The sequence below is a fragment of the Dorea sp. Marseille-P4042 genome (assembly GCF_900290215.1).
Taxonomy (GTDB): domain Bacteria; phylum Bacillota; class Clostridia; order Lachnospirales; family Lachnospiraceae; genus Dorea; species Dorea formicigenerans.
On the sequence record NZ_OLMI01000001.1, the window covers coordinates 206758 to 233547 of the forward strand.

The following is a 26790-nucleotide window of genomic DNA, read 5'->3' on the forward strand; positions in this document are numbered from 1 at the left end:
GTACAGCCTCTTTCTGTGTTCTTAGAAATATCTGGCATGCGGAAGGCAGTGCCCCAAAAAACGGAAGAGGTGACAGAAAAAATAAGTTCTCTGTATTGACAATATATTTCCCGTATGATATTGTACAGAAAGACTTTAACACTTTAAAGCACAACGGTTTAAAGTAATAAATTTAAACAAAAGACTAGTTATTTGGAGGAATGAGAGATGTCAAAGGAAGTATTATGTATTATCTTGCTTGTCGTGTTCTTTGCGATTATGATCTATGTCGGATTTTATTCCAGAAAGCATGCGACAGATGTGAATGGTTTTGTTCTTGGAGGGCGTGGCGTTGGTCCGTGGCTGACGGCTTTTGCATTTGGAACGTCATATTTTTCAGCTGTTATTTTTGTAGGCTATGCGGGACAGTTTGGATGGAATTTTGGTCTTGCCAGTACGTGGGCAGGACTTGGAAACGCATTTATCGGGTCATTGCTTGCATGGAATGTGCTTGGAAGAAGAACCCGTATTATGACACAGCATGTAGATGCTAAGACGATGCCGGATTTCTTTGGTAAGAGATTTGACAGTGAGCCGCTTAAGGCAACGGCATCGGTCATTGTATTCATTTTCCTGATTCCGTACACGGCGTCCTTATACAATGGACTTTCCAGTCTCTTTGGACTTGTGTTTGATATTCCGTACTGGCTTGTTATTTTAATTATGGCGGTACTGACTGGATTCTATGTTATTTTCGGTGGATACATGGCAACGGCGATCAATGATTTTATTCAGGGAATCATTATGCTGTTTGGAATCTGCGCGGTAATCGGAGCAGTACTTGCCGACAATGGAGGATTTCAGGAGGCAACAAAGGCGTTGGCTTCTGTGACAGGCGATGCGGGCTGGCAGGGAGCATACACCGCGTTTCTTGGACCGGATCCGATGGCGCTTTTATTTGTGGTAATTCTGACTTCCCTTGGAACATGGGGGCTGCCACAGATGGTCGGTAAATTTTATGCCATTAAGAGCGAGAAAGATATACATAAAGGAACGGTTATATCCACAGTGTTTGCCATTATTGTTGCCGGAGGCTGCTATTTCCTTGGAGGATTCGGAAGACTGTATGCAGATAGAGTAACCATCAATCCAGCTACCGGAAAACCGTTGTTTGACACCATTGTGCCGACCATGTTATCCACACTTTCGGCACTTGTCATAGCGGTGGTCATTGTGCTTGTATTATCCGCATCTATGTCCACCCTTTCATCACTGGTGCTGACATCAAGTTCTACATTTACACTGGATGTGATCAAGCCTGCATCTAAGAAAGAAATGTCTGAGAAAAAGCAGGTGTTTGTTATGAGAGTGTTTATTGTATTTTTTATTTTTGTATCGGCAGTGATTGCAATCTTTAAAGATGCACATCCGGAAGTAACATTTATCGCACAGATGATGGGAGTTTCCTGGGGCGCTCTTGCAGGGTCATTTTTGGCACCGTTCTTATATGGATTATACTGGAAAGGCGTGACAAAAGCTTCTGCATTTGTTTGTTTTATATGGGGGTGTGCGGCAGCAGTGATCCAGCTTGTCATTACACTTGGAGGAGTTGATGTGAGCGGCTGGGGACCGATACTTGGATACATTTTCAAATCTTCAATCAATTCCGGTGTGATCGCTATGGTCGGTGGACTTATTCTTGTTCCGGTTGTAAGTCTCTTTACAAAGAAACAGGCGAAGAAAGTAATCGATGATCTGTTTGCATGTTACGAAGAGAAAGTTATGACGACAAGAAAAGAAGCTCTTGAGGATGAGTAAAAAAATGACAGAAAAATTGAGTCTTGAACTCAAAAAAGCATAAGAATATTAAAAAAAATCAAGGAAAGTGATTAAATATGTCACTTTCCTTTTTTTTATTCCTGTGTTAGTATGAGTAAGTCTTAAAAAAAGACAACTAATTTGATGAAAATTAATTTGGAAGGGTGATAGATATGAATAATTTTGAAAAGTACGAAAAGACTTATTTTATGCCACCGGTCGTCACATATGATTGGGTGAAGAAGACAGAGATTGAAAAACCGCCGGTATGGTGTAGTGTTGACCTGCGAGATGGTAACCAGGCGTTGATCGAGCCAATGAGTCTTGAGGAAAAGTTGGAGTTCTTCCAGATGTTAGTAGATATCGGATTTAAGGAGATCGAGGTTGGATTCCCGGCAGCATCCGATACCGAGTACAAGTTCATGAGAACGCTGATTGAGAAGAATATGATCCCAGATGATGTGACCGTTCAGGTACTGACTCAGGCAAGAGAGCATATTATTAAGAAGACATTTGAAGCTGTTAAGGGAGCGCCTCATGCGGTGATCCATCTGTACAACTCCACATCTGTTGCACAGAGAGAGCAGGTATTCAGAAAAAGCAAAGAGCAGATCAAGAAGATTGCAGTCGATGGAGCAGAATTACTTCTGAAGCTGGCAAATGAGACAGATGGTAACTTTACATTTGAATACAGCCCGGAGAGTTTCTCTGGAACAGAGGTTGATTATGCGGTCGAAGTTTGTAATGCAGTCTTGGACGTATGGAAACCAAGTGCGGACAACAAGGCAATCATCAATATTCCGACAACCGTTGAAAATGCGATTCCACATGTATTTGCGTGCCAGTTAGAGTATGTAGATAAAAATCTGAAATACAGAGATAATGTTGTATTAAGCCTTCATCCACACAATGACCGTGGTTGTGGTGTTGCTACTGCGGAACTTGGAATTCTGGCAGGAGCTGACCGTATCGAAGGTACATTATTTGGAAATGGAGAGCGTACCGGTAATGTAGATATTGTGACATTAGGTTTAAATATGTTCTCTCACGGAGTGGATCCAAAGCTTGATTTTACTGATATGCACCATATTCGCGAAACTTATGAGAGACTGACAAGAATGCATGTCTATGAGCGTCAGCCGTATGCAGGAGATCTGGTATTTACAGCATTTTCAGGATCACATCAGGATGCTATTGCAAAAGGAATGGCGTGGAGAGAAGAGAAGAAGTGCGATACATGGACAGTTCCATATCTGCCGATCGATCCACAGGATGTTGGAAGAAAATACGATTCAGATGTTATCCGCATCAACAGCCAGTCTGGTAAAGGTGGTGTGAACTACATTCTGAAACAGAGCCATGGAATCAATCTTCCAAAAGAGATGCGTGAGGAAGTCGGATATCTTGTGAAAGGTATTTCTGACCGTGCACATAAAGAGCTGACTCCGGAACTTGTATATCAGATTTTCTCTGATAACTACATTAATACAAAACCGGTATTCCATATTGATGAGTGTCATTTCAAACAGGTCAATGGAATTACAGCTGAGGTTACGATCAATCATGAGAAAGAGAGCCAGGTCATCACCGCAACGGGTAATGGACGTTTGGATGCGGTCAGCAATGCAATCAAACAGTATTTCAACGTCAGCTATGAACTGAGCTTTTACGAGGAACATTCTCTGACAAAAGGATCATCCTCCAAGGCTGTTGCATATGTTGGTATAATCTGCCAAGGAAAGACATTTTGGGGTGTTGGAATTGACGCCGATATTATCAAGGCATCCATTGAGGCACTCACAGTTGCAGTTAATAAGCTGGAAGAGATTGGAAATTCCAATACATGTAAAGACGCACGTATGATTGAAATTATGAATTATATTCAGGAGAACTATATTGATATTACATTAGATGACCTTGCTGAGAAGTTCTTCTTGTCTAAACCATACATTTCCAAATACATTAAGGAGAAATCCGGCGTCACATTTGGAGAACTGGTAAAGAAAATCCGTATGAAGAAAGCAAGAGCACTTCTTAAGAGCAGCAATATGACAGTGGAAAATATTGCATTATCTGTCGGATATCAGAATGTGGAGCATTTCAATCGATTGTTCAAAAAGGCATATAATATGACTCCAATTCAATTTAGAAATGAAAAATAAACAGAATTTATAGACCTATAAAAGCGGTTTTGAGCTAATTGCCCAAACCGCTTTTTGATTTTTAACAAAAGTCATAAATAATTAACAAAATTTGTCAAATCCTTAACAAATGTATCTTGTAGGCGTTGCCATTTTTCGGTAAAAAAGTTATAATAAATTTGGCGAAATTTTGGTATAACCATATTTTAATAAAGAAAATGGAGGGCTAAATTATGGGCAACATGGCAACAGAAAATGCAGCAGGTAATCGCATTGAACAGTTACTTGATGCAGGCAGCTTTGTTGAAATCGGCGGAGCAGTAACAGCCAGAACAACAGATTTCAACATGCAGGAAAAGAAAACTCCGGCAGACGGTGTCATTACCGGTTATGGAGTGATCGATGGTAATCTGGTATATGTGTACAGCCAGGATGCTTCAGTATTGAAGGGATCAATTGGTGAGATGCATGCCAGAAAGATCGCGAACATTTATGATATGGCAATGAAGATGGGGGCTCCTGTTATTGGACTTGTAGATTGTGCAGGTCTCAGACTCCAGGAGGCAACAGACGCACTTGAGGCATTTGGAACATTGTATTTAAAACAATCACTTGCATCAGGAGTAATTCCACAGATTACAGCAATTTTCGGAACCTGTGGCGGAGGCTTGTCCTTAGTACCAGCTCTTACAGATTTTACATTTATGGAAGAAAAGAATGCGAAGTTATTCGTAAATTCTCCGAATGCGATTCCAGGAAATACAGTAGATAAATGTGATACATCTTCTGCAAAATTCCAAAGTGAAAAGACAGGTCTTGTAGATGGTGTCGGAACAGAAGAAGAGATTCTTTCAGAGATTCGTACATTAGTAAGCATTTTACCATGTAATAATGAGGAAGATGCATCATACACAGAATGTTCAGATGATCTGAATCGTGCATGTTCAGAGATTGAAAATGCAACAGAAGATACAGCAATAGCCCTTGCTGAAATCGCAGATGATCATGTATTCTTTGAGACTCAGAAGAATCATGCAAAAGACATGGTAACAGGCTTTATTCGTTTGAATGGTATGACAGTTGGTGCTGTTGCAAACAGATCTAAAGTTTATGATGAGAATGCAGAAGTTGTAGAAGAGTTTGATGGAGCACTTTCTGCAAGAGGCGCAAGAAAAGCAGCCAGATTCGTAGAGTTCTGTGATGCATTTAATATTCCGGTTCTTACACTGACGAATGTATCAGGATTTGCGGCAACTATGTGTGCAGAAAGAAGCCTTGCAAAGGCAGCGGCAAAATTAACTTATGCATTTGCAAATGCAACTGTACCGAAAGTTAACGTTGTAATCGGAAAAGCATTTGGAAGTGCCTATGTGACAATGAACAGTAAATCTCTTGGTGCTGATATGGTCTATGCATGGCCGACAGTAGAAATCGGAATGATGGAAGCAGATCTTGCAGCAAAAATTATGTATGCAGATGCTGATGCTGAGACAATCAACGAGAAAGCAAAAGAATATGCCAAGCTTCAGTCCAGTCCGGTTTCCGCAGCAAGAAGAGGTTATGTAGATACAATTATCCAGCCTGCTGACACTAGAAAATATGTCATCGGAGCATTTGAGATGTTATTTACAAAAAGAGAAGAAAGCCCGATGAAAAAGCATGGAACAGTTTAGAGAGGTGAGGCAAAGTGAAGAAAAAGATTAGCTTATTGCTCTGCCTGATGATGACCGCAATCGTATGCCTGACAGGATGTGGTAAGACACAGACTACTTTGGAATATGATGAGGCAATGATCGAGCAGGAGACAGAGTTTCTGATAAACTACTGCCAGAATGTAGACAGTGATACACTGGCACAGTGGAACGACCAGAACGAATTCAGCAAAGAGTATCAGTTCATGATGTCTGGATTGAAGTTCACACCGGACAGCTTTGATGGCGCAGTTGACAGCTGGCAGGCAGGAATCAAAGAATGCGGTGAGTATGTCGGACATGGAGATTATACATTTGAAGCGAAAGATGATGAGCTGACAGTATCTGTACCGGCACAGTTCAAAGATCGTGATGCTACGATTGAATTTGTGTTTGATAAAGATTTATACCTTGAAAGTATGACAGTCAGTGCGAAGTTCTCACTGGGAGAGATTGTGGAAAAGGCAGGCTTAAATACACTGCTTGGAATGGGAACTGTATTTGCAGTACTGATCTTCATTTCATTCCTGATTTCTTTGTTTAAATACATTCCGGCAATCCAGAATGCATTTGGCGAGAAAAAAGATGAGAAGAAAGAAGAAACGAAAGCGGCCGTAAGTGGGACAGTCGAAGAAGTGGATGAAACGGATGATCTGGAATTGATCGCTGTTATTTCAGCAGCAATTGCAGCAGCAGAAGAGACAACGACAGATGGATTTGTTGTCCGCAGCATTAAGCGCCGTCCGTCAAATAAATGGAATTCATAGTGAGTAATTAGGAGGATATCAGAATGAAAAATTATACAATTACAGTGAATGGTAATGTTTATGATGTAACAGTAGAAGAGACAGGAGCAGGTGCAGCACCTGCACCAACTGCACCGAAAGCAGCACCAAAAGCAGCTCCAAAGACAGCACCGAAAGCGACAGCAGGAGCAGCCGGATCTATTGAAGTAAAAGCAGGAGCAGCCGGAAAAGTATTCAAACTTGACACTACTGTAGGTCAGGCAGTGAAGAAGGGTGATGCTGTTCTTACAATCGAGGCAATGAAGATGGAAATCCCAGTTGTAGCACCGGAAGATGGAACTGTAGCAAGCATCAACGTAGCTGTTGGTGATGCAATCGAATCCGGAGCAGTATTAGCAACATTGAAATAATACTGCCGACACATATACGACTGGAGGTTAAGAAATGGAATATATAACAACAACATTAGGAAACCTCGTGCATCAGACGGCGTTTTTTAGTCTTACATGGGGCAATGTGGTCATGATTGCGGTGGCGTGTTTCTTCTTGTACCTGGCAATCAGACATGGATTTGAGCCTCTGCTTCTTGTGCCAATTGCATTTGGTATGCTGCTTGTAAATATCTATCCGGATATTATGTTACATGCAGAGGATGCATCAAATGGAACGGGTGGACTTCTCTACTATTTCTATAAGCTGGATGAGTGGTCAATTCTTCCGTCACTGATCTTCCTTGGAGTAGGTGCGATGACAGACTTTGGACCGTTGATCGCGAATCCAAAGAGTTTCCTTCTTGGAGCAGCAGCACAGTTCGGTATTTTTGCTGCATACCTTGGAGCAATGTGCATGGGATTCTCCGACAAAGCAGCGGCAGCAATCTCAATTATTGGAGGAGCAGATGGACCGACATCTATCTTCCTCGCAGGTAAACTGCAGCAGACGGCGATCATGGGACCAATTGCAGTGGCGGCCTATTCTTATATGTCACTGGTGCCGATTATTCAGCCACCGATTATGAAATTACTTACAACGGAGAAAGAACGTAAGATCAGAATGGAACAGTTAAGACCTGTATCTAAACTCGAGAAGATTCTCTTCCCGATTATTGTTACAATTGTAGTCTGCGTCATTCTTCCAACAACAGCACCACTTGTAGGTATGTTGATGCTTGGTAACCTGTTCCGTGAGTCAGGCGTCGTTAGACAGTTGACAGAGACAGCATCCAATGCATTGATGTATATTGTAGTTATCCTGCTTGGTACATCAGTAGGAGCTACAACAAGTGCGGAAGCATTCCTGAACTTTGATACATTGAAAATCGTTGCGTTAGGTCTGATCGCATTTGCATTTGGTACAGCAGCCGGAGTTGTCTTTGGTAAAATCATGTGTGTGGTTTCACATGGAAAAGTAAACCCTCTGATTGGTTCAGCAGGAGTTTCTGCGGTTCCTATGGCTGCGCGTGTATCTCAGAAGGTTGGTGCAGAGGCAGATCCAACGAACTTCCTTCTGATGCATGCAATGGGACCGAACGTAGCTGGTGTTATCGGTACTGCCGTAGCTGCAGGTACATTCATGGCAATCTTTGGAGTAATGTAACAGTCAATATTGTAATTGACAATATATGGAGGAAATTATAATGGCAGAAATTGAAAAAAAACCAATTAAGATAACGGAAACAGTTCTGCGTGATGCGCATCAGTCTTTGATCGCTACTCGTATGACTACAGAGCAGATGCTTCCGATTGTGGAAAAAATGGACAAAGTTGGATATCATTCTGTAGAGTGCTGGGGTGGTGCTACATTTGATGCATCTCTTCGTTTCCTGAAAGAAGATCCATGGGACAGACTTCGCAAATTCCGTGATGGATTTAAAAATACAAAATTACAGATGTTATTCCGTGGGCAGAATATCCTTGGATATCGTCCATATGCTGATGATGTGGTAAGATATTTTGTACAGAAATCTGTTGCAAATGGAATAGATATTATTCGTATTTTTGACTGCCTGAATGATCTTCGCAACCTTCAGACAGCAGTAGATGCAGCGAATGAGGAAAAAGCAGAGGCGCAGGTAGCTCTTTCTTATACACTTGGTGATGCTTATACACTGGATTACTGGGTAGAGACAGCGAAGAGAATTGAGGATATGGGAGCGAGTTCTATCTGTATCAAAGATATGGCCGGACTTCTTGTACCATACAAAGCAACAGAGCTTGTACAGGCATTGAAAGAAGCTGTAGATCTTCCAATTCAGCTTCATACCCACTATACGTCAGGAGAGGCGTCTATGACTTACTTAAAGGCTGTAGAGGCAGGGGTCGATGTAATTGATACTGCAATGTCACCATTTGCACTTGGAACATCACAGCCGGCTACAGAAGTTATGGTTGAGACATTTAAGGGAACTCCTTATGACAGTGGACTGGATCAGAACTTACTGGCAGAGATTGCTGATTACTTCAGACCGATTCGTGATGAGGCTCTTGAGAGTGGACTTCTGAATCCTAAGAACTTAGGGGTTAATATTAAGACACTTCTTTATCAGGTACCGGGAGGAATGTTGTCTAACCTGACTTCCCAGTTAAAAGAACAGGGAGCGGAGGACAGATTCTACGACGTACTTGAGGAGGTCCCAAGAGTTCGTAAAGATCTTGGTGAACCGCCACTTGTAACACCATCTTCACAGATTGTAGGTACACAGGCTGTATTTAATGTGCTGATGGGAGAACGCTACAAAGTTGCAACACAGGAGACAAAAGACATCTTAAGTGGAAAATATGGTAAGACAGCAAAACCATTTAATCCAGATGTCGTAAAGAAAGTTCTTGGAGATAATCCGGAAGTTATCACTTGCCGTCCGGCAGATTTGATTCCGGATGAGCTTGACACACTCAGAAAAGAATGTGCTCAGTGGATCCAGCAGGATGAAGATGTATTATCTTATGCATTGTTCCCACAGGTAGCAACAGAGTTTTTCAAATATCGTCAGGCACAGCAGACAAAGGTCGACCAGACAATTGCTGATACTGAGAATGGGAGTTATCCAGTATAGCAGAATATAAAATAATGAAAACGGGCGGAAAGTCAAAGATGCATTTATGCGGAAGATTTTCCGCCTGTTTTATTATGCTGGCTTAAAAAAGATATCAGAGGTGCGCATTAGAAATATTTAAGGCAGATTTGAGATAGATTAAGATAGAATTAAGATAGATGATTGAGATAGATAGGATTAAAGGTTGAAGATTTCTCTATTACATCTTATAATAGAAACGATGTAATAGAAAAGGAAGACGCTATATGGGAACACAAAATGAATTAGTGCAAAGATTAGAAGACGGATATAACAAGTTCAGTAAAGGGCAGAAAAAGCTGGCGGATTTTATCCGTGAAGATTATGATAAAGCAGCATTTATGACGGCTGCAAAAATGGGTGAAGAGGTTGGAGTCAGTGAATCGACAGTTGTAAGATTTGCAACAGCTCTTGGATATGAAGGTTATCCCCAGTTTCAAAGGGCGCTTGGCGAGATGGTCCGTACAAAACTTAATTCCATTCAACGAATGGAAGTGACGTATGGACGGATCAGTCAAGGAGAGATTCTAACATCGGTTCTACAGTCGGATATAGAGAAGATAAAGCTGACAATGGAAGGAATTGACCATGAGGCGTTTGAAATGGCTGTAGACACGATTCTGAATGCAAGGCGAGTATATGTAGTCGGAATACGAAGCTGTGCACCACTTGCAAGCTTTCTGTCTTTCTATCTCAATTTGATTTGTGATAATGTGACAGCGGTTCATACGAACAGTTCCAGTGAAATCTTTGAGCAATTGCTGCGAATTGATGAAGAAGATGTGATCATTGGGATCAGTTTTCCGAGATATTCTATGAGAACGCTTAAAGCATTGGAATTTGCAAGTAACAGAAAGGCTAAGGTAATCACGATTACGGATAGTGTACATTCGCCGATGAACCTGTATTCTTCCTGTAATTTGATTGCAAGAAGTGATATGGCTTCGATCGTAGATTCTCTTGTAGCACCACTTAGCGTGCTCAATGCTCTTGTGGTGGCACTCTGCATGAAGAAGCAGAAAGAAGTAATCACTACACTGGAGGCGCTGGAAGATATCTGGGATGAGTATCAGGTCTACAGTGGAGATGAACTGAATATGGTAGGCGATACAGTCAAAATGAATGACTAGAATAAGAGGATAATATAAATGAGTCATGTTATTGTAGTAGGTGGCGGAGCAGCGGGAATGTTTGCGGCAATTGCAGCGGCAAAAAACGGACATCAAGTCACGCTGTATGAAAAAAATGAAAAACTAGGAAAGAAAATATTTATTACTGGAAAAGGAAGATGTAATATTACAAATGCCGCAGATATGGAAGAATTGTTTGATGCAGTTGTGACGAATTCTAAGTTTTTGTATAGCAGCTTTTATGGTTATACGAATCAGAATGTGATAGATTTCTTTGAAGATGCAGGGGTGCCAGTGAAGATAGAGAGAGGAAATCGAGTGTTTCCGATCTCAGATCATTCATCTGATGTTATCCGCGCATTGGAACGGGAAATGAAAAAAGTGGGCGTGAAAGTCTGCTTAAATACAGAAGTGAAAAGTGTAGAAGCTGAAAAAGGCAAGTTTAACAAGGTGGTATTAAAAGACACTACTACACAAGCCGCAGATGCATGTATTGTTGCAACAGGTGGATTGTCTTACCGTTCCACAGGATCTACAGGTGATGGATTCCGATTTGCCGAAAACGTTGGGCATAAAGTAACACAATGCTTTCCGTCTCTTGTGCCGATGGAGACAAAAGAACCATGGATCTGTGAATTGCAGGGGCTTTCGCTTCGCAATGTAGAAGCAAAGATATTGGATGGAAAGAAAGAATTATATAAAGATTTTGGAGAAATGCTGTTTACACATTTTGGTGTCAGTGGTCCATTGATTATCAGTGCCAGCAGTTATGTGGGCAAAAAATTCATGGATAAAAATGGACAGAAAAAGGAACTGACATTGGAAATTGATTTGAAACCGGCTCTTACAGAAGAACAACTGGATCAGAGAGTGCTGAGAGATTTTGAAGAGAATCATAACCGGCAATTTAAAAATGCAATCACAAAGCTGTTTCCAACTAAATTAATTCCGGTCATGCTGGAACTTGGCGGGATTGATCCGGAGAAAAAGGTTAACAGTATAGAGAAAGAAGAACGGAAACAGTTTGTTCATTTAATCAAGCATTTTCGTATGACGCTTACCGGACTTCGCGGCTATCTGGAAGCGATTATTACAAAAGGCGGAGTTAATGTGAAAGAAATTGATCCTGGAACGATGGAATCAAAGCTTGTAAAAGGGTTATATTTTGCGGGAGAAGTACTGGATCTGGATGCATTGACCGGAGGCTTTAATCTGCAGATTGCCTGGTCGACTGGATATGCGGCAGGAAATGCAATCCAGTAATTAAAAGAAATATAAAGCAGATTGAGAAGGAGAAAATATGGGTTATAATGTTGCGATTGATGGCCCGGCTGGTGCAGGAAAAAGTACGATTGCCAAACGGGTTGCGAAAGAAAAAGGATATATATATGTAGATACGGGAGCAATGTATCGCGCGCTTGCTGTCTATTTTTTGGACAAAAAAATGAATCCGGAGAATCTGGATGCTATTGCCGCGGCATGTGAAGGTGCAGAAGTGAAAATACAGTATGAACAAGGTGAACAGCAAGTGTATCTGAATGGCGTAAATATTACTTCCAGGCTTCGAAATGAAGAGGTTGGAAATATGGCTTCTAAAGTATCCGCGGTTCCGGAGGTGAGGGAACATTTGCTGAATCTTCAAAAAGAACTTGCAAGAACTCAGGACGTTGTGATGGATGGAAGGGATATTGGAACCTGTGTGTTGCCTGAAGCGGATGTGAAGATTTTCTTGACAGCAAGTGTGGAGACGAGAGCGCTCCGTAGATACAAAGAACTGGAAGAAAAAGGTGTTTCATGTGATTTGGAAGAAATTACGAAAGATATCAAAGAACGCGATGAACGCGATTGTACAAGAAAAATTGCACCTCTCAGACAGGCGGAAGATGCAGTGTTGATCGATAGCTCAGATATGACAATCGAAGAGGTTGTAAAAGCAATCACAGATAATATCGTGTGAGAAAAAGAAAAGGTGGGATGAACATGCAGGTAGAACTGGCGAAATCGGCAGGCTTCTGCTTTGGTGTACAGAGAGCTGTGGATACGGTATATAAGCAAATTGAAGAAAATTCGGCAGAGAAGATCTACACTTATGGTCCGATCATTCACAATGAAGAAGTCATCAAAGACATGGAGAAAAAGGGAGTTGAAGTAATCCTGTCAGAAGAAGAACTCAAGCAGATAAAATCAGGAATCGTGATCATCCGTTCCCACGGCGTTCCAAAGAGAATCTGTGATCTTCTGGATGAAAACGGAGTACGTTATGTAGATGCAACCTGTCCATTTGTGAAGAAAATACATAGGATCGTGGAAGAAAAAAGCCGGGACGGATATCATATTGTAATTATAGGAAACCGTGAACATCCAGAAGTTATGGGAATTGAAGGATGGGCGCAAGGCCCGGCTACGATCATTCAGACAGAAGAGGAAGCAAGGGCATTTGAACTGATCTCGGAGAGTGAAAAAGTTTGTGTAGTAGCACAGACGACATTTAATTACAATAAATTTAAAGATTTAGTTGAAATTATTTCTGAAAAGCGTTATGATATTATTGTTTTAAATACGATTTGTAATGCAACGAAAGAGCGTCAGGAAGAGGCTTATGACATTGCAAAGCGGGTGGATGCGATGATTGTCATCGGAGACAAGAGAAGCTCAAATACCCAAAAGTTATTTGAAATCTGCAGCAATGCATGTGCGGATACGTACTATATACAGACACTTGGCGATTTGAATATGAATCAATTAAGGTCCGTGGAAACAGTAGGTATTACAGCAGGGGCATCCACGCCCAATAAAATAATTGAGGAGGTTCAAAATAATGTCAGAATTAACTTTTGAACAGATGTTGGAAGAGTCTTTAAAAACAATTAGAAACGGAGAGGTAGTAGACGGTACTGTCATCGATGTTAAACCAGATGAGATCGTTTTAAATATTGGTTACAAAGCAGATGGTATCATTACAAGAAGTGAGTACACGAACGACAGCAATGCAGATCTTACTACTATGGTCTCCGTAGGTGACCCTATGACAGTGAAGGTTCTGAAAGTAAACGACGGAGAAGGACAGGTGTTGCTGACATATAAGAGATTAGCTGCCGAGAAAGGTAATGAAAGATTAAAAGAGGCTTATGAGAACCATGAAGTTCTGAAAGCTCCTGTTACACAGATTCTTGGCGGAGGTCTCAGTGTAGTAGTTGATGAAGCAAGAGTATTTATTCCTGCAAGCCTTGTGTCAGATACTTATGAGAAAGATTTGAGCAAATATCAGGATCAGGAAATTGAATTTGTGATCAGTGAGTTCAATCCAAGAAGAAACCGTGTAATCGGTGACAGAAGACAGCTTCTTGTTGCTGAGAAAGCTGAAAAACAGAAAGAGCTGTTTGAGAAGCTTCATGTTGGTGATACAGTAGAAGGTGTTGTTAAGAATGTTACTGATTTTGGTGCATTTATCGATCTTGGTGGAGTTGACGGACTTCTTCATATTTCAGAGATGTCCTGGGGACGTGTTGAGAATCCGAAGAAAGTATTTAAAGTTGGCGATGAGTTAAAGGTTCTTGTAAAAGATATTCACGATACAAAGATTGCTCTTAGCCTGAAATTCCCAGAGTCTAATCCATGGGCTAATGCAGCAGAAGATTATGCTGTTGGAACAGTAATTACAGGTAAAGTTGCAAGAATGACAGACTTTGGCGCATTTGTAGAACTTGCGCCTGGAGTAGATGCATTACTTCATGTATCTCAGATTTCAAAAGCACATGTTGACAAACCGTCAGATGTACTGAAAGTTGGAGAAGAAGTAACAGCTAAAATTGTTGATCTGAATGAAGCAGAGAAGAAGATCAGCCTTAGCATGAAAGCTCTTGAGGCAGCTGATGAAGAGACAGCTGACGCTGAGTAATAGATTATAAGATGCAAATAATAAGGGGTGGAAAGTTGTAGAACTTTCGCCCCTTTTCTTTGTTAATAAAAGAACGAGCTGTATTACATAATATACAAGAAAATCGAAGCTAACACTGGAAAAATCAGATATTTTCTAGTATAGTATAAAAAGATAAATTAGGAAGGAAGGATAAAAGGATGTCATTGTTAACATTTAAAGGTGGAGTTCATCCGAATGACGGCAAAGCTCTGGCAAAAGATAAAGCAATTGTCCAGGTACAGCCGAAAGGTGATCTGGTATATCCGATGTCACAGCATATCGGTGCACCGGCAGTACCGATTGTGGCAAAAGGTGACCATGTCCTTAGAGGACAGATGATTGCGGAAGCCGGTGGTTTTGTATCAGCGCCAATTTACGCATCAGTTTCTGGAACCGTAAAAGTTATTGAACCGCGTTTCACTCCGGCTGGCTCCAAAGTCAACAGCATTGTGATTGAAAATGACGGAGAGTATGAGGAAGTTGAGTACAGTACACCAAAGGCAGTGTCAGAGATGTCAAAAGAAGAAATCCTGAATGCAATCGGAGATGCCGGAATTGTCGGTATGGGTGGAGCTGGATTTCCAACAAAGGTAAAATTATCTCCAAAAGAACCGGATAAGATCGATTATATCATTGCCAATTGTGCGGAGTGTGAGCCTTATATTACAGCAGATTACAGACAGATTTTGGAGCATGGCGAGGAGTTAGTAGAAGGTATGAAGATAATTCTTCGACTGTTTGACAATGCAAAAGGTCTTTTTGGAGTAGAAGATAATAAACCGGACTGTATTGAAAAATTAAAAGAACTGACAAAAGATGAGCCGCGTATGGAAGTGCTGAAACTCCAGACAAAGTACCCACAGGGGGGTGAGCGTCAGCTCATTTATGCAACAACTGGACGTGCGATTAATTCATCAATGCTTCCGGCTGATGCTGGTTGTGTTGTAGACAATGTTGCTACGATTTCAGCAATTTACCGTGCAGTTGCAAAAGGTGAGCCATCTATGGATAGAATTGTAACAGTCAGTGGAGATGCAGTTCATGAACCTGGCAACTTCAAAGCGCCATTTGGTATGAATCAGGCAGAATTGATTGAAGCAGCTGGGGGCTATAAGGTTGATCCGGAGAAGATTATTTCCGGAGGTCCGATGATGGGATTTTCTATGTTTACAGTGGATGTTCCGGTAACAAAGACTTCTTCATCCATTCTCTGCTTCACAAAGGATGAAGTTGCACAGTACGAGCCGACAGCATGTATTAATTGTGGAAGATGTGTGGAGGTCTGTCCAAGTCGTCTGATTCCATCAAGACTTGCAGATTATGCGGAACACCATGATGAAGAAGCATTTACGAAACACGAAGGCCTGGAATGCATGGAATGTGGATCTTGTAGTTATGTCTGCCCGGCTAAGCGTCAGTTAAAGCAGGCAATCGGTTCTATGAGAAAAACAGCACTTGCAAATCGCAAGAAGAAATAAGAAAGAATAAGAGGTGAATCAACGTGAGCAATCAAACATTAAAAATGTCATCATCACCACATATCCGTGATAATATGACAACCAGCAAGATTATGCTCATGGTAGTAATTGCACTGCTGCCTGCATCTGCGTTCGGTATATATAATTTTGGAGTTCCGGCGCTCATTATGCTCATCAGTACGACAGCATCTGCAGTACTGACAGAATATATTTATGAAAAATTAATGCACAAAAAAATTACAATCGGGGATTACAGTGCTGTTGTAACAGGACTGCTTCTGGGGCTTAATATGCCACCTACAGCACCATGGTGGATGGGTGCACTTGGAAGTGTATTTGGTATCTTGATTGTAAAACAGCTTTTTGGAGGTCTGGGACAGAACTTTATGAACCCGGCACTTGGAGCAAGATGCTTCCTTTTGATTTCTTTTACAAGTCAGATGACGACATTCGTCTATGACGGAGTAACAGGAGCAACACCACTGGCGCTTCTGAAGTCAGGGAAAGCTGTTAATTCTATGGACATGCTGATTGGAACAATTCCTGGAACAATCGGTGAGACTTCAGTGATTGCAATTATCATTGGAGCAATCTTCTTAATTTTAATGGGAATTATTGATCTTCGTATCCCTGGTACATATATTGTGACATTCGTTATCTTTATTGGTATTTTTGGACATTTCCAGAATCCGGCTGTAGGATTTTTTGATGCACAGTATATTACAGCACATCTGTGTGGCGGTGGACTGATGCTTGGTGCATGGTTCATGGCAACGGATTATGTAACATGTCCGATCACGCCAAAGGGACAATACGTATATGGAATCTTGCTTGGAATTCTGACTGGACTCTTCCGTCTGTTCGGCGGTTCCGCAGAGGGAGTTTCCTATGCGATCATTATCAGTAACTTAATTGTACCATTGATCGAGAGAGTTACTCTCCCAAAACCATTTGGTAAAGGAGGAGAGAAATAATGAATAAGATTTTGAAAAACACATTGATTCTGACTGCTATCACTTTGATTGCAGGACTTGGACTTGGTCTCGTTCATGAGATAACTCTGAATCCAATCGCCCAGGCGCAGGAAAAGGCGAAAAAAGAAGCCTGGCAGGCTGTATTTCCAGATGCAAAGCTTGATGAGTTTAAAGAGACAGATGTAGATCAGAAGGCTGCAAAGCAGGCAATCAGTGATCTTGGTGTTAATGCAACTATTGATGAAGTCTGTACAGTTGGTGATACAGGATATGTCATCACAACAACCGATAAGGACGGATATGGCGGAGATATTCAGGTTAGTGTTGGTATCCAGTCTGATGGTACTGTGACAGGTGTTTCCTTCCTTTCTATCAGTGAGACTGCAGGTCTTGGTATGAAAGCAAAAGAACCGTCTTTCTATGAACAGTATGTAGGAAAGAATCCGACAAAGTTTGCTGTGTCAAAGGATGGAGGAGACGGTGAGCAGATAGATGCTTTAAGTGGTGCAACAATCACTTCAAGAGCAGTGACCGGAGCTGTCAATGCGGCCCTTGGCTATTATCAGAATGCATTTGGACAGGGAGGTAATTAAAGATGAATAAATGTACGGAAAGAGTTTATAATGGACTGATTAAAGAGAACCCTACTTTTGTTCTGATGCTTGGTATGTGTCCGACACTTGCGGTTACGACATCTGCAATCAATGGAGTTGGTATGGGACTTTCAACAACAGTTGTACTGGTCCTTTCCAATATGTTGATTTCCATGCTGCGTAAGATCATACCGGATTCAGTCAGAATGCCGGCGTTCATTGTAGTTGTTGCTTCATTTGTAACAATTGTTCAGTTCCTGTTAGAAGGATTTGTGCCGAGTCTTTATGATGCACTTGGACTTTACATTCCACTGATTGTAGTAAACTGTATCATTCTTGGACGTGCTGAGAGCTATGCATCCAAGAACCCGGTTCTTCCTTCTATCTTTGATGGAATTGGTATGGGACTTGGATTTACATTTGGACTTGCATGCATTGGTATTGTTCGTGAGTTCATCGGAACAGGAGCAATTTTCGGAAAACAGATTCTGCCGCTTGCAGATCTTGCAGCCGGACAGGGCGGTTATGTCCCGGCAACAATCTTTATCCTGCCACCAGGAGCATTCCTTGTTCTTGCATTCTTGGTTGCAGGTATGAATAAAATCAGAAAAAATGCTGAAAAGAAAGGCAAGAAAATCGCAGAGCCTCAAGGATGCTGCTCAGACTGTGCCGGATGTGCCGGATGTAGCGGAAAAGTATTTCCAACAGGCGATGAAGAATAGGAGGAGTGCAGAGTATGAAGACATTATCAGAATTACTGATTATTGCAATCGGTTCAGCTATTGTAAATAACGTTGTACTCAGCCAGTTTCTTGGAATTTGTCCATTCCTTGGAGTATCCAAAAAAGTTGAGACAGCTACAGGTATGGGAGGAGCGGTTGTGTTTGTTATTACACTTTCTTCCCTGCTGACAAGTTTGATTTATAAATTTATTCTTGTTCCATTAGGATTTGAATATCTGCAGACGATTGTATTTATATTATTTATTGCAGCACTCGTTCAGTTTGTTGAGATGTTTCTGAAAAAAGCGATGCCATCACTTTATCAGGCACTTGGAGTATATCTTCCGCTGATCACAACAAACTGTGCGGTTCTTGGTGTAGCACTTACAAATGTCCAGAAAGATTATACAATTTTAGAAGGCGTTGTAAATGGTGTTGGAACATCTGTTGGATTTTTGATTGCAATCGTAATTATGGCAGGTATTCGTGAGAAGATTGAGTACAATGATATTTCAGAGTCCTTCCAGGGGACGCCAATTGTCTTGCTTACAGCATGTCTTATGGCAATTGCGTTCTGTGGATTTTCAGGACTGATATAGGAGGGATAGACAATGAATATTACAGCTGTTATTATTGCTGCCGTTATCGTAGGTGGTACTGGCTTGTTCATTGGTGTATTCCTTGGACTTGCCGGAAAGAAATTTGCGGTTGAAGTAGATGAGAGAGAAGAGGCAATTCTTGGAGTGCTTCCGGGAAATAACTGTGGCGGTTGTGGATATGCCGGATGCTCCGGCCTTGCGGCAGCAATTGCAAAGGGAGAAGCGGAAGTTGGAAGCTGTCCGGTCGGAGGTGCACCAGTCGCAGCCAAGATTGGTGAGATTATGGGAGTGTCTGCAGGCGAGCAGATCCATGAAGTAGCATTTGTAAAATGTGGTGGAACATGTGAGCAGGCAGCAACAGATTACGAATATTATGGAATTGGTGACTGTGTCATGGTCAATATGATGCAGAATGGCGGGCCAAAGACTTGTACATATGGATGTCTTGGAGAAGGAACGTGTGTGAAAGCCTGTCCATTTGATGCAATCCACATTGTTGATGGCGTTGCTGTGGTTGATAAAGAAGCTTGTAAAGCTTGTGGAAAATGTGTTGCCGCGTGTCCTCGTAAATTGATTGAGATTGTGCCATATGACATGAAACATCTTGTAAAATGTAATTCTAAAGACAAGGGTAAAGATGTCATGAAGGCATGTAAAGTTGGATGCATTGGCTGCAAGATGTGTGAAAAAGCATGCCAGTTTGATGCTGTTAAGGTTCTGGATAATGTTGCGCATATTGATCCGGAAAAATGTACCGGATGCGGTGCATGTGCGGCAAAATGTCCGAAGAAAGTTATTCTCTAGAAAGAATTAAAGTGGAAGATGGAGAAAAAACGTAATCTGAAACAAAGATTAAAAATTGGAAAAACGATATTTTTTAAAGATGTGAAACATGCAAAATGGGCGATACTTTCAGTATTCGCCTATTTTGTGTTGCTTAGGAAATTTTTTATTACAATCTGTCCGGCTGTGCTGATTACCGGACTTCCGTGTCCGGGTTGTGGCATGACGAGAGCATTTATACATCTTTTGTATCTGGATTTTGCGGGAGCTTGGCAGATGCACCCATTTGTATATCTTTTTATGATTTTTATTCTGTGGTTCGGAATACGAAGATATATATTGGGAATTTCTGATACAAAAAAAGCATGGAAAATTCTTGCCATGCTTGGAATATTGATGATTTTGTTTTATATCTGGCGGATGCTCAGGTATTTTCCCGGAAACCCGCCAATGAGTTATTATTATGGAAATGTGTTATTGAATCTGCACCATATTATTAAAAGCTTCTTACAAATCTGAAAGATGAAATAAGTATTTGCCGGAATTATCGAAGAAAATTCTTTGTGTAGTGAATTTCGTTGTCATTTGTAATAAACAATGCATCTACATTTTCTAACTGATCGATCAGATCGCTTGCAGCTTCATATCCCATGAGATAACATACCGTACTCAGAGCATCAGCTGTCAGGGAAGAATCAGTAATGATTGTATCACTGTACAATGTATTCTCACATGGATAACCTGTGCGAGGATCAAGAATGTGATGGTAAATTTTCCCATCTGCCTCAAAGTAACGCTGGTAAATCCCGGTTGTAACAACAGATTTATTTGCTACTTTGATGGAAGTGATCGGTTCTCCGGTCTCGCCAAAGGGTTTCTGGATTCCGATGTTATATTTGGAGCCGTCGGTCTTGGATCCGAGCAGAAGGATATTTCCACCCAAATCTATGACTGCATGTTTTACACCATTTTTTTTCAGATAATCTTTGATACGATCCGCAATATATCCTTTGGCAATAGCACCTACATCAATGGAGGCGTTTGGATCCAAAAGCTGGACGGTGTTATCAGATACACTGATATTTTTGTAATTTACGTGACTGAGCGCAGAGGCAATTGCATCTGCATCTGGAACAGTTCCGGAACCAGAAGTAAAATCCCATAATTGGGAAACAGATCCAATCGTGATATCAAAAGATCCATTGGATAAATCGCCGTAGTAGATACCTTTTTTGATAAGTGTCGCAGTATCAGAGGAAACGGCTACCGGCATGCCTTGGGCATGATTGATATTGTAAATGTCACTGCCTTCTACATACATAGAAAACATGGTATTGTATTTTTGACAAAGACTTTTTAATCCGCTCATGACATTCTCGTTTACAGGATCCAGAATCTGGACCTTTACAACTGTATCGTAAAGTGTGTCGGAATAAGTCTGGTCTTTTGCATTCACAGAACTGCAGCCACATAAGAGCATGGCAACTGAACTTAGAACAGCAATCATTTGTTTTAGTTTCATAATAATCTCCATTTTCAAGTATTTATAACTATGGTAATTATAACATGAAATATGAGATATGCAATGATATTGTTCTTTCAGACGCTTGACACTAGCTGCCTTAAGTTTAAGAAAGTGATTCTGGTGAAAGAAACAATCGAACATGTGGTTGCGTAGATAGAAGTACTGTGCTAAAATATCCGTAGAGAGGTAGCCGAGATGAAAAATAGATTGAAGAAAAAAGATATTGTACTAATGATCATCATTCTGGTAGTGGCGGGATCGTGTGTGTTGTTACATAGGATTATTGGAGAGAAAAGCGCAGATTACATTACTGTAAAGGTGAATGGAAAGATAGAAGGCGTATATAGTCTGGCAGATGATCAGGAGATCGTGCTGAATAATGGAAGCAATGTTTTGAAGATCAAGAATGGAGAAGCTGATATGATCCGTGCGGATTGCCCGGATCAGCTTTGCGTGAAGCAGAAGGCGGTTTCTAAGAATAAAGAAAGTATTATCTGCCTGCCGAATAAGATTATTGTGGAAGTTGACAGCCATCAGAACAGCCAGTATGATGCGGTAAGTAATTAAAGTTCAGAATTAGTGTCCGTGAAGCAGTAGCATTAAGTGCCACAGAGGATAAAGAATAAGAAAAAGCGGCCTGATATAGTAGGAGGAGACATAAAAGTGAAAAACCGCGTAGCATATTTTGGAGTATTTACAGCGCTTGCATTGATTTTTAGCTATATTGAAACTCTTGTTCCGATTTCGTTTGGAATCCCGGGAGTCAAGCTTGGGCTGGCTAATCTGATTATCGTGATTGCACTTTATAAGATACCGCTTAGGGAAGTGTATGTATTATCTATAGTACGTGTCCTTTTAAGCGGTGTTTTGTTTGGAAATTATTTTAGTATTGCGTATAGTCTGGCAGGTGGATTACTTAGTTTAACTGTGATGGCACTTTTGAAAAAGGCAGGAGGATTCAGTGTTATTGGAATCAGTATTGCAGGCGGTGTCTGTCACAATATTGGACAACTGGTTGTTGCAATGATTGTGGTTGAGACATTTGCAATGTCATATTATATGCCGGTGCTTCTTGTTGCCGGACTGATTACAGGATTTTTGATCGGTGTTGTTGCAGACCAGGTGCTTAGGAGAATAAGCAACATTATGTTTTTAGAGTAGAAGGAGCAGAGGAGGTACTATGATATCATATATACGAGGTGAGCTGGCTGCTCAATATGAAGATAAAGTAATTGTAGATGTAGGAGGCGTAGGATATGGAATTTATATGTCAGCGCAATCTATGAGTAAGCTTCCACCGGTTGGAAGTGAAGTGAAGATACATACTTATTTGAATGTCAAGGAAGATTCCATGCAGCTGTTTGGATTTCTGACAGTAGATGATTTGAATGTATTTAAGTTACTGATCGGAGTCAGTGGAATCGGGCCTAAAGGAGGTCAGGCAATTCTGTCGGTATTGTCACCAGATGATCTGAGGTTTGCAGTTATGGCTGATGATGTGAAAGCCATTTCATCCGCACCTGGGATCGGGAAAAAAACAGCGCAGAAGTTGATTGTGGAACTTAAGGATAAGTTGAGTATCGAAGATGCTCTGGAACATGCAATAACAGAAGATGGTGCTTTAAAAGCCCAGATGTCAACAGGAGGAGAGATTCAAAGCGAAGCGGTTCAGGCGCTGGTTGCATTGGGATATGGCAATACAGAAGCACTGAAAGCTGTGAAACAGGTGGAAATCACATCAGACATGCAGGTGGAAGAATTGCTTAAACGAGCATTGAAGTTCATGTTCTGATTACTGCAAGGGGAGAGATATGAGCAGGAGAATTATAACAACAGAGAATCTGGAAGAGGATGTCAAGATTGAAAGTCACCTAAGGCCCCAGCTTTTAGATGATTATATTGGACAGGAAAAAGCAAAAGAGATTTTAAATGTATACATTACTGCGGCAAGAGAGAGGGGGGAAGCCCTGGATCATGTACTTTTTTATGGCCCTCCAGGCCTTGGTAAAACAACACTGGCCGGAATTATTGCTAATGAGATGCATGTGAATATTAAGATTACATCTGGACCGGCAATTGAAAAGCCGGGTGAGATGGCAGCAATCCTCAATAATCTGCAGGAGGGAGATGTACTTTTTGTGGATGAAATTCATCGTTTGAATCGTCAGGTGGAAGAAGTCCTTTATCCGGCTATGGAAGATTATGCGATAGATATTATGATTGGAAAGGGAGCAAGTGCCAGATCCATTCGACTGGATCTTCCGAAGTTTACATTGGTGGGAGCAACAACTCGTGTCGGCATGCTGACGGCACCGCTCAGAGACCGATTTGGTGTGATTCACCGATTGGAGTTTTATACAGTTGAAGAACTTAAGAGAATTATTGCCCGGTCAGCAAAGGTTCTTGATGTAGGGATAGATGATGCCGGAGCTACTGCGCTTGCGAGACGTTCCAGGGGGACGCCGAGACTTGCAAATCGTCTTTTGAAACGTGTGAGAGATTTTGCTCAGGTGAAGTATGATGGATATATTACAGAAGATGTGGCGAATTATGCACTGGATCTTCTTGACGTAGATAAGTGTGGACTAGATCAGACAGACCGGAATCTTTTAATGACGATTATAGAAAGATTTGATGGCGGTCCTGTTGGATTGGATACTCTGGCGGCTTCTTTGAGTGAGGATTCAGGAACAATAGAGGATGTGTACGAGCCATATTTATTGAAGAATGGATTTATTCAGAGAACACCGAGAGGGCGGATCGTGACAGATCTTGCGTATGCACATTTAGGGATTTTGAAGCAAAATCATGAAAAATAGTTGGTTTTTATGACAGTTTAGTTTATAATAAATTATATTCATAAGAAATAGCAGAGTTTGTGGGAGGCTTTTATGGCATCATCAAAGAATTTTACAGAAGTTTTAATTGGAGGAAAAGTATTCACTTTAAGTGGATTTGAAAGTGAAGAATATCTACAAAAGGTATCTACATATTTGAATCATAAGATTGACGAATGCAGCAGTAGTGAGGGATATCGTAAGCAGAGTGCAGAGACAAGAAGTGTTCTGCTGGCACTTAATATTGCGGATGATTATTTTAAAGCACGAAAACAGGGCGGTACACTGGAAAGTGATATTGAAGCGAAAGATAAAGAGATGTATGATCTGAAGCATGAACTGATATCTGTACAGATCAAATTAGAGAATGCGGATAAAGCATTGGACAAGTTAAAGGAAGAGAACAAGGAACTTCAGATGAAGATTGTTCAACTGGAGACAGAGATTAAGAATAATAAAGAGAATTAGAATATGAGAGGGGGCTGTCGGATTGACGGCCCTTTTTAAAGATAAAGATACCGGAATGACGGAAAAATCATAGAAAATGACAGAGAATTAAAAACTCCTGAATCCTGGTATTCTTGAATAATAATTAATTTAAGGACGAAATCAGAATGAAAAGAGAAGTTGAGATACTTGCGCCGGCGGGTTCATGGGAATGCCTGGAAGCAGCGGTCTGTGCCGGAGCAGATGCGATCTATATAGGGGGGAGCCGTTTCGGGGCAAGGGCGCATGCAGATAATCTGAATGAGGAACGCATGTTGGAAGCAATTGACTATGTGCATCTGCACGGACGTAAATTATATATGACAGTCAATACGTTATTGAAAGAGCAGGAACTGGGAGAACTCGTAGATTATCTCCGTCCATATTACGAACAAGGGCTGGATGCAGTGATTGTGCAGGATATCGGGGCTATGCGCCTGATTCGGGAAGCATTTCCGGATCTTCCGCTTCATGTAAGTACTCAGGCAACTGTGACACAAACACTGAGCGCACAACTTTTTCAGAGAATGGGAGCAGAGAGAATTGTGCCGGCAAGAGAGTTGTCTCTGGAAGAAATTAAGAATATGAAAAATGCAACTGGTCTGGAGATAGAATGTTTTGTGCATGGTGCTTTGTGTTACTGTTATTCCGGACAGTGCTTAATGAGCAGTATGATTGGCGGGCGGAGTGGAAACCGCGGGGAATGTGCGCAGCCATGCAGACTTCCATATCGAGTTGAAAATCAAAAATCTGCAGATCTAATGAGCCTGAAAGATCTTTGTACGATCGATATGATACCCGAACTTGTTGAGGCCGGAATTGATTCTTTTAAGATTGAAGGGCGCATGAAACAGCCGGATTATGTATATACGGTGGCGCAGATGTATCGGAAATATACAGATATTTATCTGCAAAAAGGGAAAAAAGGGTTTCATGTCACAAAGGAGGACAAAGAAAAGCTGGAAAATTGTTACCGCCGAAGAGGGTACTGTGATGGGTACTACAGAAAGCAGAACGGAAAGGAGATGCTTTCTTTGAAGCGTCCCGGAAAAGAGACGGAACCGAAGAAAGAAAAAATGGATTACATATTACAGGAAAGAATTGACGGAAGCCTAAATCTTGCAGAAGGCACTGTCTCAGAACTGACTGTATGGCTGCATGACAGACCGAAAATGACGGTAACTGTGACAGGAGATATGGTCCAGACTGCAAAAAATCAACCCCTTGCGGCAGAACGAATCGAAAAGCAGATACGGAAAACCGGAAATACTCCGTTTGCATTTGAAGAGGTGTATATCGATGTGTCTGGAAATCTGTTTCTGCCGATGCAGAGTCTGAATGAACTACGTAGAGCAGCGCTCTCGGATCTGGAAGTGCAGATTACAGGAGAATATCGCCGGCATATGATCTGGTCGGAGATTCGGGCAGAAGACATGTCTGATAATAAGTTTGAAAATAGCAGAAGAAATTATGAGTTTCAGATTTCAGTAGAGACAGTGGAACAGTTAAAGCTGGCTTTAGCCAGGGAATATGTTGATCGCATCTTTATATCTGATGCAATCGCATTTGATGAAACAGTTATCGCCATGTTAGAAGAATACCGCTTAAACATGAGAGATAAAAAGCATGAATCAAAGATCTGTCTGGCGATGCCATACATTTTCAGGGAAAGAGCAATGAATATCTACAAGGTATATTTTGAGAAGATCAGCCAGTATTATGAAGGCGTTCTTGTTCGGAACTGGGAAGCTTTAGAATGGATGAAATCAAAAGGATATAAAGGGGAGATTCTGTCAGATTATAATTTGTACGGATGGAATAACAGGGCAATAAAAGAATTGTCAGAACTTGGAATTGATCAGTATACGTCTTCCGTTGAATTGAATTTCCGGGAGCTTAGTGAACTGTCTACGGGAGGTAATCTGATTGTCTACGGGTATCAGCCTGTAATGATTACAGCAAACTGTATCAGAAGGACGACGGAGGGCTGTCTTGGAAAAGATAGTATGTTATATATTACAGATCGCCTTGGAAATAAATTTCCTGTTAAAAATTACTGTAAATACTGTTATAATATAATATATAATTCAGCTCCGATTGTTCTTTTGGATCAGAAAAATGAAATCAGGAGCCTGGAACCATCTGGAATCCGTCTGAATTTTACATTAGAAAAAGAACGGGAGATGGAACAAATCTTAGAAAGTTATAAAAATGTTTTTCTGGAGGATAAAGAGATACCGATGCCAGATATCAGTTTTACCAGAGGACATTTTAAGCGGGGAGTAAAGTAGGTGAAAAA

Annotated in this window: 26 protein-coding genes; 25 read left to right on the forward strand and 1 reads right to left on the reverse strand. The window is 41.1% G+C overall.

All coding sequences use genetic code 11. From position 1 onward, the window contains the following. The first annotated feature begins 207 nt into the window (after positions 1 to 207). The 19 genes from C7E02_RS01005 (at position 208) to C7E02_RS01095 (ending at position 20162) form a co-directional block, all read left to right on the forward strand. Entirely contained in the window at positions 208 to 1797 is a 1590-nt protein-coding gene (locus C7E02_RS01005; RefSeq protein WP_105308575.1) for a sodium:solute symporter family protein, read from the forward strand. Between the two features lie 173 nt (positions 1798 to 1970). Further along, positions 1971 to 3959: a 2-isopropylmalate synthase gene (locus C7E02_RS01010; RefSeq protein WP_005336221.1), complete on the forward strand. Its 1989-nt coding sequence runs from the start codon at positions 1971 to 1973 to the stop codon at positions 3957 to 3959. Positions 3960 to 4171: 212 nt separating this feature from the next. After that, complete coding sequence (locus tag C7E02_RS01015) at positions 4172 to 5611, forward strand: acyl-CoA carboxylase subunit beta (RefSeq protein ID WP_105308576.1); 1440 nt, start codon at positions 4172 to 4174, stop codon at positions 5609 to 5611. 14 nt (positions 5612 to 5625) lie between these two features. After that, entirely contained in the window at positions 5626 to 6396 is a 771-nt protein-coding gene (locus C7E02_RS01020; protein WP_242978714.1) for an OadG family transporter subunit, read from the forward strand. A 23-nt stretch (positions 6397 to 6419) separates the two neighbouring features. Next, a complete protein-coding gene (locus C7E02_RS01025; RefSeq protein WP_005336227.1) occupies positions 6420 to 6785 on the forward strand; it encodes a biotin/lipoyl-containing protein in 366 nt (121 codons plus the stop codon). A gap of 34 nt (positions 6786 to 6819) precedes the next feature. Next, a complete protein-coding gene (locus C7E02_RS01030; RefSeq protein WP_105308577.1) occupies positions 6820 to 7971 on the forward strand; it encodes a sodium ion-translocating decarboxylase subunit beta in 1152 nt (383 codons plus the stop codon). Between the two features lie 40 nt (positions 7972 to 8011). Continuing rightward, positions 8012 to 9427 carry an oxaloacetate decarboxylase subunit alpha gene (locus C7E02_RS01035; protein WP_005336230.1) on the forward strand — a complete coding sequence of 472 codons (1416 nt, stop codon included), beginning with the start codon at positions 8012 to 8014 and terminating at the stop codon, positions 9425 to 9427. A gap of 245 nt (positions 9428 to 9672) precedes the next feature. Continuing rightward, positions 9673 to 10575 carry a MurR/RpiR family transcriptional regulator gene (locus tag C7E02_RS01040; protein WP_005336231.1) on the forward strand — a complete coding sequence of 301 codons (903 nt, stop codon included), beginning with the start codon at positions 9673 to 9675 and terminating at the stop codon, positions 10573 to 10575. 18 nt (positions 10576 to 10593) lie between these two features. Continuing rightward, positions 10594 to 11838 carry an NAD(P)/FAD-dependent oxidoreductase gene (locus C7E02_RS01045; RefSeq protein WP_005336233.1) on the forward strand — a complete coding sequence of 415 codons (1245 nt, stop codon included), beginning with the start codon at positions 10594 to 10596 and terminating at the stop codon, positions 11836 to 11838. Between the two features lie 37 nt (positions 11839 to 11875). Next, positions 11876 to 12532 carry a (d)CMP kinase gene (gene cmk, locus C7E02_RS01050; RefSeq protein WP_105308578.1) on the forward strand — a complete coding sequence of 219 codons (657 nt, stop codon included), beginning with the start codon at positions 11876 to 11878 and terminating at the stop codon, positions 12530 to 12532. A gap of 23 nt (positions 12533 to 12555) precedes the next feature. Then, the gene (gene ispH, locus C7E02_RS01055) at positions 12556 to 13413 is read left to right on the forward strand and encodes a 4-hydroxy-3-methylbut-2-enyl diphosphate reductase (protein ID WP_022278413.1); all 858 of its coding nucleotides are present in this window, start codon (positions 12556 to 12558) and stop codon (positions 13411 to 13413) included. Then, positions 13394 to 14473 (forward strand): 30S ribosomal protein S1, encoded by a 1080-nt coding sequence (rpsA, locus tag C7E02_RS01060; protein WP_005332898.1) that lies wholly within the window; start codon positions 13394 to 13396, stop codon positions 14471 to 14473. The genes ispH and rpsA overlap by 20 nt, the downstream gene beginning before the upstream one ends. A 179-nt stretch (positions 14474 to 14652) precedes the next feature. Then, a complete protein-coding gene (gene rsxC / locus C7E02_RS01065; protein WP_005332896.1) occupies positions 14653 to 15972 on the forward strand; it encodes an electron transport complex subunit RsxC in 1320 nt (439 codons plus the stop codon). Positions 15973 to 16016: 44 nt separating this feature from the next. Beyond that, entirely contained in the window at positions 16017 to 16946 is a 930-nt protein-coding gene (locus C7E02_RS01070; protein WP_040015481.1) for an RnfABCDGE type electron transport complex subunit D, read from the forward strand. Beyond that, the gene (locus C7E02_RS01075; protein ID WP_005332886.1) at positions 16946 to 17539 is read left to right on the forward strand and encodes an RnfABCDGE type electron transport complex subunit G; all 594 of its coding nucleotides are present in this window, start codon (positions 16946 to 16948) and stop codon (positions 17537 to 17539) included. Before C7E02_RS01070 ends, C7E02_RS01075 begins: the two co-directional genes overlap by 1 nt. Positions 17540 to 17541: 2 nt before the next feature. Continuing rightward, complete coding sequence (gene rsxE, locus C7E02_RS01080; protein ID WP_005336239.1) at positions 17542 to 18261, forward strand: electron transport complex subunit RsxE; 720 nt, start codon at positions 17542 to 17544, stop codon at positions 18259 to 18261. Positions 18262 to 18275: 14 nt separating this feature from the next. Next, positions 18276 to 18860, forward strand: a complete 585-nt coding sequence (locus C7E02_RS01085; RefSeq protein ID WP_005332884.1) for an electron transport complex protein RnfA — start codon at positions 18276 to 18278, stop codon at positions 18858 to 18860. 12 nt (positions 18861 to 18872) lie between these two features. Beyond that, positions 18873 to 19664, forward strand: a complete 792-nt coding sequence (locus tag C7E02_RS01090; RefSeq protein WP_005336247.1) for an RnfABCDGE type electron transport complex subunit B — start codon at positions 18873 to 18875, stop codon at positions 19662 to 19664. An 18-nt stretch (positions 19665 to 19682) separates the two neighbouring features. Next, entirely contained in the window at positions 19683 to 20162 is a 480-nt protein-coding gene (locus C7E02_RS01095) for a DUF2752 domain-containing protein (RefSeq protein ID WP_105308579.1), read from the forward strand. Positions 20163 to 20187: 25 nt separating this feature from the next. Here the strand turns inward: C7E02_RS01095 and C7E02_RS01100 are convergent, their stop codons facing one another. Then, the gene (locus C7E02_RS01100; RefSeq protein ID WP_105308580.1) at positions 20188 to 21165 is read right to left on the reverse strand and encodes an FAD:protein FMN transferase; all 978 of its coding nucleotides are present in this window, start codon (positions 21163 to 21165) and stop codon (positions 20188 to 20190) included. Between the two features lie 198 nt (positions 21166 to 21363). On the opposite strand from C7E02_RS01100, the gene C7E02_RS01105 reads away from it, so the two are divergent. From C7E02_RS01105 to C7E02_RS01130, 6 genes are all read left to right on the forward strand, one after another. Continuing rightward, the gene (locus tag C7E02_RS01105; RefSeq protein ID WP_022278407.1) at positions 21364 to 21735 is read left to right on the forward strand and encodes a NusG domain II-containing protein; all 372 of its coding nucleotides are present in this window, start codon (positions 21364 to 21366) and stop codon (positions 21733 to 21735) included. Between the two features lie 96 nt (positions 21736 to 21831). After that, entirely contained in the window at positions 21832 to 22329 is a 498-nt protein-coding gene (locus tag C7E02_RS01110; RefSeq protein ID WP_005336255.1) for a Gx transporter family protein, read from the forward strand. 19 nt (positions 22330 to 22348) lie between these two features. Continuing rightward, positions 22349 to 22960: a Holliday junction branch migration protein RuvA gene (gene ruvA, locus C7E02_RS01115; RefSeq protein ID WP_005336257.1), complete on the forward strand. Its 612-nt coding sequence runs from the start codon at positions 22349 to 22351 to the stop codon at positions 22958 to 22960. A 19-nt stretch (positions 22961 to 22979) separates the two neighbouring features. Next, the gene (gene ruvB / locus C7E02_RS01120; protein ID WP_105308581.1) at positions 22980 to 23987 is read left to right on the forward strand and encodes a Holliday junction branch migration DNA helicase RuvB; all 1008 of its coding nucleotides are present in this window, start codon (positions 22980 to 22982) and stop codon (positions 23985 to 23987) included. Between the two features lie 72 nt (positions 23988 to 24059). Further along, entirely contained in the window at positions 24060 to 24473 is a 414-nt protein-coding gene (gene zapA, locus C7E02_RS01125) for a cell division protein ZapA (protein WP_005332876.1), read from the forward strand. A 146-nt stretch (positions 24474 to 24619) separates the two neighbouring features. Next, entirely contained in the window at positions 24620 to 26782 is a 2163-nt protein-coding gene (locus tag C7E02_RS01130; RefSeq protein WP_105308582.1) for a peptidase U32 family protein, read from the forward strand. Positions 26783 to 26790 lie beyond the last annotated feature (8 nt).

Bases quoted from the DNA above. Each gene is read 5' to 3' on its own strand.
- C7E02_RS01005 (WP_105308575.1), top strand. From the start codon at position 208: ATGTCAAAGGAAGTATTATGTATTATCTTGCTTGTCGTGTTCTTTGCG.
- C7E02_RS01010 (WP_005336221.1), top strand. From the start codon at position 1,971: ATGAATAATTTTGAAAAGTACGAAAAGACTTATTTTATGCCACCGGTC.
- C7E02_RS01015 (WP_105308576.1), top strand. From the start codon at position 4,172: ATGGGCAACATGGCAACAGAAAATGCAGCAGGTAATCGCATTGAACAG.
- C7E02_RS01025 (WP_005336227.1), top strand. From the start codon at position 6,420: ATGAAAAATTATACAATTACAGTGAATGGTAATGTTTATGATGTAACA.
- C7E02_RS01030 (WP_105308577.1), top strand. From the start codon at position 6,820: ATGGAATATATAACAACAACATTAGGAAACCTCGTGCATCAGACGGCG.
- C7E02_RS01035 (WP_005336230.1), top strand. From the start codon at position 8,012: ATGGCAGAAATTGAAAAAAAACCAATTAAGATAACGGAAACAGTTCTG.
- C7E02_RS01040 (WP_005336231.1), top strand. From the start codon at position 9,673: ATGGGAACACAAAATGAATTAGTGCAAAGATTAGAAGACGGATATAAC.
- C7E02_RS01045 (WP_005336233.1), top strand. From the start codon at position 10,594: ATGAGTCATGTTATTGTAGTAGGTGGCGGAGCAGCGGGAATGTTTGCG.
- cmk (WP_105308578.1), top strand. From the start codon at position 11,876: ATGGGTTATAATGTTGCGATTGATGGCCCGGCTGGTGCAGGAAAAAGT.
- ispH (WP_022278413.1), top strand. From the start codon at position 12,556: ATGCAGGTAGAACTGGCGAAATCGGCAGGCTTCTGCTTTGGTGTACAG.
- rpsA (WP_005332898.1), top strand. From the start codon at position 13,394: ATGTCAGAATTAACTTTTGAACAGATGTTGGAAGAGTCTTTAAAAACA.
- rsxC (WP_005332896.1), top strand. From the start codon at position 14,653: ATGTCATTGTTAACATTTAAAGGTGGAGTTCATCCGAATGACGGCAAA.
- C7E02_RS01070 (WP_040015481.1), top strand. From the start codon at position 16,017: ATGTCATCATCACCACATATCCGTGATAATATGACAACCAGCAAGATT.
- C7E02_RS01075 (WP_005332886.1), top strand. From the start codon at position 16,946: ATGAATAAGATTTTGAAAAACACATTGATTCTGACTGCTATCACTTTG.
- rsxE (WP_005336239.1), top strand. From the start codon at position 17,542: ATGAATAAATGTACGGAAAGAGTTTATAATGGACTGATTAAAGAGAAC.
- C7E02_RS01085 (WP_005332884.1), top strand. From the start codon at position 18,276: ATGAAGACATTATCAGAATTACTGATTATTGCAATCGGTTCAGCTATT.
- C7E02_RS01090 (WP_005336247.1), top strand. From the start codon at position 18,873: ATGAATATTACAGCTGTTATTATTGCTGCCGTTATCGTAGGTGGTACT.
- C7E02_RS01095 (WP_105308579.1), top strand. From the start codon at position 19,683: ATGGAGAAAAAACGTAATCTGAAACAAAGATTAAAAATTGGAAAAACG.
- C7E02_RS01100 (WP_105308580.1), bottom strand. From the start codon at position 21,165: ATGAAACTAAAACAAATGATTGCTGTTCTAAGTTCAGTTGCCATGCTC.
- C7E02_RS01105 (WP_022278407.1), top strand. From the start codon at position 21,364: ATGAAAAATAGATTGAAGAAAAAAGATATTGTACTAATGATCATCATT.
- ruvA (WP_005336257.1), top strand. From the start codon at position 22,349: ATGATATCATATATACGAGGTGAGCTGGCTGCTCAATATGAAGATAAA.
- ruvB (WP_105308581.1), top strand. From the start codon at position 22,980: ATGAGCAGGAGAATTATAACAACAGAGAATCTGGAAGAGGATGTCAAG.
- zapA (WP_005332876.1), top strand. From the start codon at position 24,060: ATGGCATCATCAAAGAATTTTACAGAAGTTTTAATTGGAGGAAAAGTA.
- C7E02_RS01130 (WP_105308582.1), top strand. From the start codon at position 24,620: ATGAAAAGAGAAGTTGAGATACTTGCGCCGGCGGGTTCATGGGAATGC.